This is a genomic window from Amycolatopsis sp. NPDC051045, assembly GCF_040682955.1.
Taxonomy (GTDB): Bacteria; Actinomycetota; Actinomycetes; order Mycobacteriales; family Pseudonocardiaceae; genus Amycolatopsis.
Genome location: NZ_JBFBCC010000014.1, coordinates 289,040 through 296,456, shown reverse-complemented (window position 1 = coordinate 296,456; position 7,417 = coordinate 289,040). Strand labels below are relative to the sequence as shown.

Genomic DNA, 7,417 nt, shown 5'->3' with positions numbered 1-7,417 from the left:
TCCGGCCCCATCCGCACCCGCGTCTTGATCCACGACGGCTTCTTCTCGATCGGCGTCTCACTATTGCGAACCTCGAGACGCAACAGCTTCCGGCCCTCGGGCAGCGCGCTCACCGGGACAGACCCGCGTACAACGGGTGCTTCTTGGCCAGGGTTTCGACGCGGTCGCGCAGCTTCGAACGCAGGGCGTCGTCGAAGTCCGGCTTGAGCGCCTCGGCGATGACGTCGGCGACCTCGGTGAAGTCGTCCGCCCGGAAGCCGCGGGTGGCCAGCGCCGGCGTGCCGATCCGCAGGCCGGAGGTGATCATCGGCGGGCGCGGGTCGAACGGGACGGCGTTGCGGTTGACCGTGATGCCGACCTCGTGCAGCCGGTCTTCGGCCTGCTGACCGTCCAGAGTGGACTGGACCAGGTCGACGAGCACCAGGTGGACGTCGGTGCCACCGGTCAGCACGCGCACGCCCGCCGCAGCGCAGTCCGCCTGGGACAGGCGCTCGGCGAGGATCCGCGAACCCTCCAGCGTCCGCTGCTGGCGCTCCTTGAACTCGTCGCTCGCGGCGATCTTCAGCGCGACGGCCTTGGCCGCGATGACGTGTTCGAGGGGCCCACCCTGCTGGCCCGGGAACACCGCGGAGTTGATCTTCTTCGCCAGCTCCTCGCGGCAGAGGATGAGGCCGCCGCGCGGGCCGCCGAGCGTCTTGTGGGTGGTCGTGGTGACGATGTCGGCGTGCGGCACCGGCGAGGGGTGCAGCCCGGCCGCGACCAGCCCGGCGAAGTGCGCCATGTCCACCATCAGGCGAGCCTCGACGAGGTCGGCGATCCGGCGGAACTCGGCGAAGTCCAGCTGACGCGGGTAGGCCGACCAGCCGGCGATGATCAGCTTCGGCTTGTGCTCGACGGCGAGGCGCTCGATCTCGGCGAGGTCGACGATCCCGGTCTCTTTGTCGACGTGGTAGGCGACGACGTTGTACAGCTTGCCCGAGAAGTTGATCTTCATCCCGTGCGTCAGGTGACCACCGTGCGCCAGGTCGAGGCCGAGGATCGTGTCGCCGGGCTTCAGGACGGCGAACATCGCGGCCGCGTTGGCCTGCGCGCCCGAGTGCGGCTGCACGTTGGCGTGTTCGGCGCCGAACAGCGCCTTCGCGCGGTCGATGGCGAGCTGCTCGACGACATCGACGTGCTCGCAACCGCCGTAGTAGCGGCGGCCCGGGTAGCCCTCGGCGTACTTGTTGGTCAGCACCGAGCCCTGCGCCTCGAGCACGCCCACCGGGGCGAAGTTCTCGGAGGCGATCATTTCCAGGGTCGACTGCTGGCGGGTGAGCTCGTCGGCCACGGCCGCGGCGACCTCGGGGTCGACTTCGGACAGGTGCGCGTCGAAGGTCGTCATCAGTTCTCCTGGGTGAGCGCGGCGTACGCGGCGGCGTCGAGCAGTTCGGGCACGTCCCCGGTCAGACGCACCTTCAGCAGCCAGCCTTCCGTGTACGGGTCGGAGTTGATGACCTCGGGGCGGTCCGATGTGGCCTCGTTCACCTCGACGACCTCGCCGGACACCGGCGCGTACAGCTCGCTCACCGACTTGGTCGACTCGACCTCGCCGAACACCTCGCCCGCGGTCACGGTCGAGCCGGCGTCGGGCAGCTGGACGAACACGATGTCACCGAGCGACTCGGCGGCGAAGGCGGTGATGCCGACGGTGGCGACGTCGCCGTCCAGGCTCAGCCACTCGTGTTCCTTGGTGTACTTCAGGTTCTCGGGAATGCTCACGGTTCAGTAAGTCCTTACGCGCGGGAGTAGAAGGGCAGGGCGACGACCTCGACGGGCTCGATCCTGCCCCGGATGTCGACGGACAGCTCGGTGCCGGGCTCGGCGTACGCCCGATCGACGTACGCCATGGCGATCGGGTAACCCAGGGTCGGCGACAGGGCGCCGCTGGTGACCTCGCCGATCCCGGTGTCTCCGGAAAGGACCCGGTAGCCGTGCCGCGGAGCACGACGGCCGGTGCCTTTCAGGCCGACTCGCACGCGCGGGACGTCGGCCTTGGACCGCTCCTCCAGGGCCGCGCGGCCGACGAAGTCGCCCGGCTTCTCGAACTTGACGACCCGGCCCAGCCCCGCTTCGAACGGGCTCTGCTCGACGGAGAGTTCGTTGCCGTACAGCGGCATCCCGGCTTCGAGCCGCAGCGTGTCGCGGCAGGCGAGACCGGCTGGGACCAGCCCGTGCGGCTCGCCGGCGTCCATGAGGAGACGCCACAGCGCCGGAGCCTCGTCCGCGTTGACGAACAGTTCGAAGCCGTCCTCGCCGGTGTAGCCGGTGCGGGCGAGCAGGACGTCGTGGCCCTTCACGACCGCGGGGACGCTGGCGTAGTACTTGAGTGCGCCCAGATCGGCGTCGGTGACGGCCCCGATGATCGCCGCGGCGTTCGGGCCCTGAACGGCGATCAGCGCAGTCGTCTCGCTGCGGTCGTCCACCACGGCGTCGAAGCCCGCGACCCGCTCTTCCAGGGCGTCCGCGACGATCTGCGCGTTGCCCGCGTTCGCGACGACCAGGTAGTGCTCGTCGGCGAGCCGGTACACGACGAGGTCGTCCAGCACGCCGCCCTCGGGGTTGCAGATCATCGTGTACCGGGCGCGGCCCGGCTTCACCCCGGTCAGGTTGCCGACCAGCGCGAAGTCGAGGACGTCCGCGGCCTCCTGGCCGGTGACGTGGATCTCGGCCATGTGCGAGAGGTCGAACAGCCCGGCCGCCTCGCGGACGGCCTTGTGCTCGGCCAGCTCGCTGGCGTAGCGGACCGGCATCGACCAGCCGGCGAAGTCGGTGAACAGCGCACCGAGTCCCTTGTGGACTCCGTGCAGGGAGGTTTCCTTCGACACTGTCAGCCTTCGTAAGCGTTGAGGGGCGGGCAGGAGCACACGAGGTTGCGGTCGCCGCGGGCGCCGTCGATCCGGCGCACCGGGGGCCAGTACTTGTTCTTGCGCGAAACACCTGACGGGTACACGGCCAGCTCGCGGTCGTAGCGCTTGTCCCACTCGCCGACCAGCGTCTCCGCGGTGTGCGGGGCGCCCCGCAGCGGCGACTCCTCGGCACTCCACTTGCCGTTGGCCACCTCGTCGATCTCGGCGCGGATGGCGATCATCGCGTCGCAGAACCGGTCGATCTCGCCCAGGTCCTCGGACTCGGTCGGCTCGACCATCAACGTGCCCGCGACCGGGAACGACATCGTCGGCGCGTGGAAGCCGTAGTCGATGAGCCGCTTCGCGACGTCGTCGACCGTCACACCGGTCTCCTTGGTGATCTGCCGCAGGTCGAGGATGCACTCGTGCGCGACCAGGCCGTCCTGCCCGGTGTAGAGCACCGGGTAGTGCGGCGCGAGCCGCGAAGCGACGTAGTTCGCGGCCAGCACGGCGACCTTCGTGGCCGCGGTCAGGCCGGGCGCACCCATCATCCGGACGTAGGCCCAGGAGATCGGCAGGATCGACGCCGAGCCGTACGGCGCGCCGCTGATCGGGCCGACGCCGGTCGCCGGGCCGGCGATGTCCAGCAGCGGGTGGTTCGGCAGGTACGGCGCCAGGTGCGCGCGCACCGCGACCGGGCCGACGCCCGGGCCACCGCCGCCGTGCGGGATGCAGAACGTCTTGTGCAGGTTCAGGTGCGAGACGTCGCCGCCGAACTCTCCCGGCTTGGCCAGGCCCAGCAGGGCGTTGAGGTTCGCGCCGTCGACGTACACCTGGCCGCCGCCGTCGTGGACGATCCCGGCCAGCTCGTCGATGCCGTGCTCGTACACGCCGTGCGTGGACGGGTAGGTGACCATGATCGCGGCGAGGGTGTCGCGGTGGGCGTCCACCTTGGCCCGCAGGTCGGCGAGGTCGACGTTGCCCTCGTCGGTGCACTTCACGACGACCACGCGCATCCCGGCGAGCACCGCGGACGCGGCGTTGGTGCCGTGCGCGGACGACGGGATCAGGCAGACGTCCCGACCCTGGCCTTCGGCGCCGCGCGCGAGGTGATACGCGCGGATCGCGAGAAGGCCGGCGAGCTCGCCCTGGCTGCCCGCGTTGGGCTGCAGCGACACCTTGTCGTAGCCGGTGACTTCGGCCAGCCACTCCGCGAGCTGGGAGACCAGGACGTGGTAGCCCTCGGCGTCCTCGGCCGGGGCGAACGGGTGGATGCCGGCGAACTCGCGCCAGCTGATCGGCTCCATCTCGGTGGTGGCGTTGAGCTTCATCGTGCAGGAGCCGAGCGGGATCATGCCGCGGTCGAGCGCGTAGTCCTGGTCGGACAGGCGGCGCAGGTAGCGCAGCATCGCCGTCTCGGAGCGGTGGGTGCCGAAGACCTCGTGGCCCATGAAGCCGCTCTCGCGGGCCAGGCCGTTCGGCAGCGCGACGCCGTCTTGGAGCTCGCCGTCCACCCCGAAGGCGTTGAGGACGTTCGCGGTGATCGCGGGGGTGCTGACCTCGTCGAACGCGACACGGACGTGGTCGGCGTCGACGTGGCCGAGGTTGATGCCCTTCTCCCGCGCGGCCGCGTGGACCTCGGCGGCCTTGCCGGGCACGCGCGCGACGACGGTGTCGAAGAAGGACTCGTGCACCACCTCGACACCGCCTTGACGCAGGGCGTCGGCGAAGCCCGCGGCGAGGCCGTGGACGCGCCGGGCGATCTTCTTCAGGCCGTCGGGGCCGTGGTAGACCGCGTACATCGCGGCCAGCACCGCCGGGAGGACCTGCGCGGTGCAGATGTTCGACGTCGCCTTCTCGCGGCGGATGTGCTGCTCACGCGTCTGCAGCGCGAGGCGGTAGGCCGAGTTGCCGTCGGCGTCGACCGAGACGCCGACCAGGCGCCCGGGCAGCGAGCGCTCGAGCCCGGCGCGAACGGACAGGTACCCGGCGTGCGGGCCGCCGTAGCCGAGCGGGACGCCGAAGCGCTGCGTCGAGCCCGCGGCGACGTCGGCGCCGAACTCGCCCGGCGCGGTGATCAGGGTGAGGGCGAGCAGGTCGGCGGCGACGGTGAACAGTGCGCCCGCGGCCTTCGCCGACTCGGAAATGGCGTGGTAGAAGCCGCGGCCGCGCAGCACGCCGGACGCGCCCGGGTACTGGACGACGACGCCGAAGAACTCGTCCGGCAGGCCGGTGAGCAGGTCGCGGACCTCGACCTCGATGCCCAGGGCCTCGACGCGGGTGCGCACGACGGCGATCGTCTGCGGCAGGCACTCGGCGTCCAGCACGACCTTGTTCGACTTCGCCTTGGACGCGCGGCGCATCAGCGTGACGGCTTCGGCGACGGCGGTCGACTCGTCCAGCAGCGACGCGTTCGCGGTGGCCAGGCCGGTCAGGTCGGCGACCATGGTCTGGAAGTTGAGGAGGGCTTCGAGGCGGCCCTGCGAGATCTCCGGCTGGTACGGCGTGTACGCGGTGTACCAGGCCGGGTTCTCCAGCACGTTGCGGCGGATGACGCCGGGGGTGACGGTGTCGGAGTAGCCGAGGCCGATCATCTGCGTCATCGGCCGGTTGCGCGCGGCGAGCGCGCGCAGCTCCGCGGTGGCGTCCTCTTCGGACGCGGCGGGCGGGAGCACGAGGTCGCGGGTGGCCCGGATGGCGCTCGGCACGGCCGCACCGACCAGGGCGTCCAGGCTGCCGTAGCCGCACTCGGCCAGCATCTTCGCGCGTTCGGCCTCGGACGGGCCGATGTGGCGGGCGTCGAACTGCGTTGAAGTGATGGGGAGCTCCTCGGGCCGGGCACCGGACAGAACGGTGCGCTGGGAACTCCCCCTCTGTCATGGCACCTGAGAGTTTCACCGCGCTGCTTCGGAAAACACAGCGCGGCTTTCACCTTGGGTGAGGCGCGGGTGCGCCTGCTTTCCAGAGTGGCCTCGCGCGAAGCGGTAGCAGGTACCTGAGAGATTCCGGGGAGTTTGCTCCTTCGGTGCCCCACCGACTTCGTGAGGGCTCTCCCGCCTCGGCTCTACGGCCCGATCTGCAGTTGTGGCGGTTACGGTACCCGCCGGGTTCGACGTCCGTCTACTTCACCCGGGCAACGCCACATCGGTCTTCGACCCCACCTCAAGCGGATCCGGGTTCACCGGCGACCCGGCGGACCACCTGGCCGGCCAGCGCCGGCGGCCGCCGGACCCGGCCCGACGGGAGGACCAGGCGCTTGAGCGGGCCGCCGAGCGGCACCGGGGGCAGCCCCGCGCCCAGGAGCACCTGCTCGACGATCTGTTCGGCGAACCACGCCACCGAGTCGTTGAGCCGGTCGAGGGAGGGGCGGTCGCCGTCGAAGACGTCCTCGTCGGCCAGCGTCACCTCGAAGTACGCGCAGCCCGGCGGGACCCCGGCCCCGACGGCCGCCTCGATCGCGCGGGCGCCTTCCGCGGGGTCCGCGAACCCGGCTTCGAGCAGCGGCTCGCGGTAAATACGCGCTGCCCGCTCGCGCATGCGGGGGCCGTAGCGGACCACGACCGGGAGCCGTCCGGTCAGGTCGGGCACGGCCAGCCCGTGCAGCAGCATGATCGGCGGCACCGAGTGCACCAGCCGCGGCGCGGGCTCGGCCAGCTCGCGGGCGGTGATCCGGACCCGGTCGGCCATCGTCTCGGGGAGGCCGAAGTAGCGGAAGTCGACGTTGCCGAACCCGAGCCCGTCGGCGACCAGCGACGCCAGCAGCTCGCCGTACCCCCAGATCGGCGACAGCACGACCACCGGCGGCGCGGCGACGACCGGCGACGGCGCGGGCGGCCGCGTCGCCTCCTGCTCGGGCACCTGGATCACCAGCCGGGGCGGCTCGTGCCAGTCGTGCACCTCGGCGACCCGCCAGTAGAGGCCCAGCGGCCGCCACAGCTCGCCGAGGATCTCCTGCTCGATGATGCGGCGCACCTCGGCGTCGTCGTGGGGGAAGTCCCGCGGCGGCACGATCCCGACGTAGTGGTGGTAGGTGACGCGGACCTCGTCGCCGCGGGTGGCGGAGCGGATCCGCATCTCCCAGTCGATCGGCGACGCCGCGATGGCGTTGGCCACCTGGGTGCCGGGCGAGGAGTACACCAGCGCGGTGGCCTGGCGGAGGAATTGGCCGGCCCGGTCGATGCCCTCCCGCAGCGCCTTCGCCGCCTGAGCGACGTGCACCGGGCCGGCGAGGCTGTCGGGCAGTACCCCGGCAACGCGCAAGAGCTCGGCCTCGCCGAGGCCGGTGACCTCGGCGAGCTGCGCCCAGTGGTCGAAGACGGTCACCTTCGGCGCGTGCCGGTGCTCGATCCAGCTGCGCAGCGTCGACGTCGGGACGCCGATGCGCCGCGCGGCCTCGTCCAGGGAGAGGCCCCGGGAGCGGATGCCGGTCCGGACCGCTTCCGCCCACTCGTCGGCGCGCCAGTGCGTCACCTCACAAAGCTAACGAAACCCGCTAGCTTTGCGCAGGGACGAAACGCCCACGCGCGCCC

At 71.3% G+C, this 7,417-nt stretch carries 5 protein-coding genes, 1 pseudogene and 1 riboswitch; all 6 genes and pseudogenes read right to left on the bottom strand.

Annotated elements, in window-relative coordinates:
• Positions 1–113: pseudogene (locus tag AB0M80_RS30185) on the bottom strand (lipoyl synthase); the annotation flags it as partial.
• Positions 110–1,384, bottom strand: a complete 1,275-nt coding sequence (gene glyA / locus AB0M80_RS30180; protein ID WP_364571680.1) for a serine hydroxymethyltransferase — start codon at positions 1,382–1,384, stop codon at positions 110–112. The gene glyA and the pseudogene AB0M80_RS30185, both read right to left, overlap by 4 nt.
• Positions 1,384–1,761 carry a glycine cleavage system protein GcvH gene (gene gcvH / locus AB0M80_RS30175; protein WP_364571678.1) on the bottom strand — a complete coding sequence of 126 codons (378 nt, stop codon included), beginning with the start codon at positions 1,759–1,761 and terminating at the stop codon, positions 1,384–1,386. Before gcvH ends, glyA begins: the two co-directional genes overlap by 1 nt.
• A gap of 14 nt (positions 1,762–1,775) precedes the next feature.
• Positions 1,776–2,867 (bottom strand): glycine cleavage system aminomethyltransferase GcvT, encoded by a 1,092-nt coding sequence (gcvT, locus tag AB0M80_RS30170; RefSeq protein ID WP_364571676.1) that lies wholly within the window; start codon positions 2,865–2,867, stop codon positions 1,776–1,778.
• Positions 2,868–2,869: 2 nt separating this feature from the next.
• Positions 2,870–5,707: an aminomethyl-transferring glycine dehydrogenase gene (gene gcvP / locus AB0M80_RS30165; protein ID WP_364571710.1), complete on the bottom strand. Its 2,838-nt coding sequence runs from the start codon at positions 5,705–5,707 to the stop codon at positions 2,870–2,872.
• A 153-nt stretch (positions 5,708–5,860) separates the two neighbouring features.
• Positions 5,861–5,954, bottom strand: a riboswitch (glycine riboswitch).
• Between the two features lie 96 nt (positions 5,955–6,050).
• A complete protein-coding gene (locus tag AB0M80_RS30160; RefSeq protein WP_364571674.1) occupies positions 6,051–7,358 on the bottom strand; it encodes a helix-turn-helix transcriptional regulator in 1,308 nt (435 codons plus the stop codon).
• Positions 7,359–7,417: the final 59 nt, after the last annotated feature.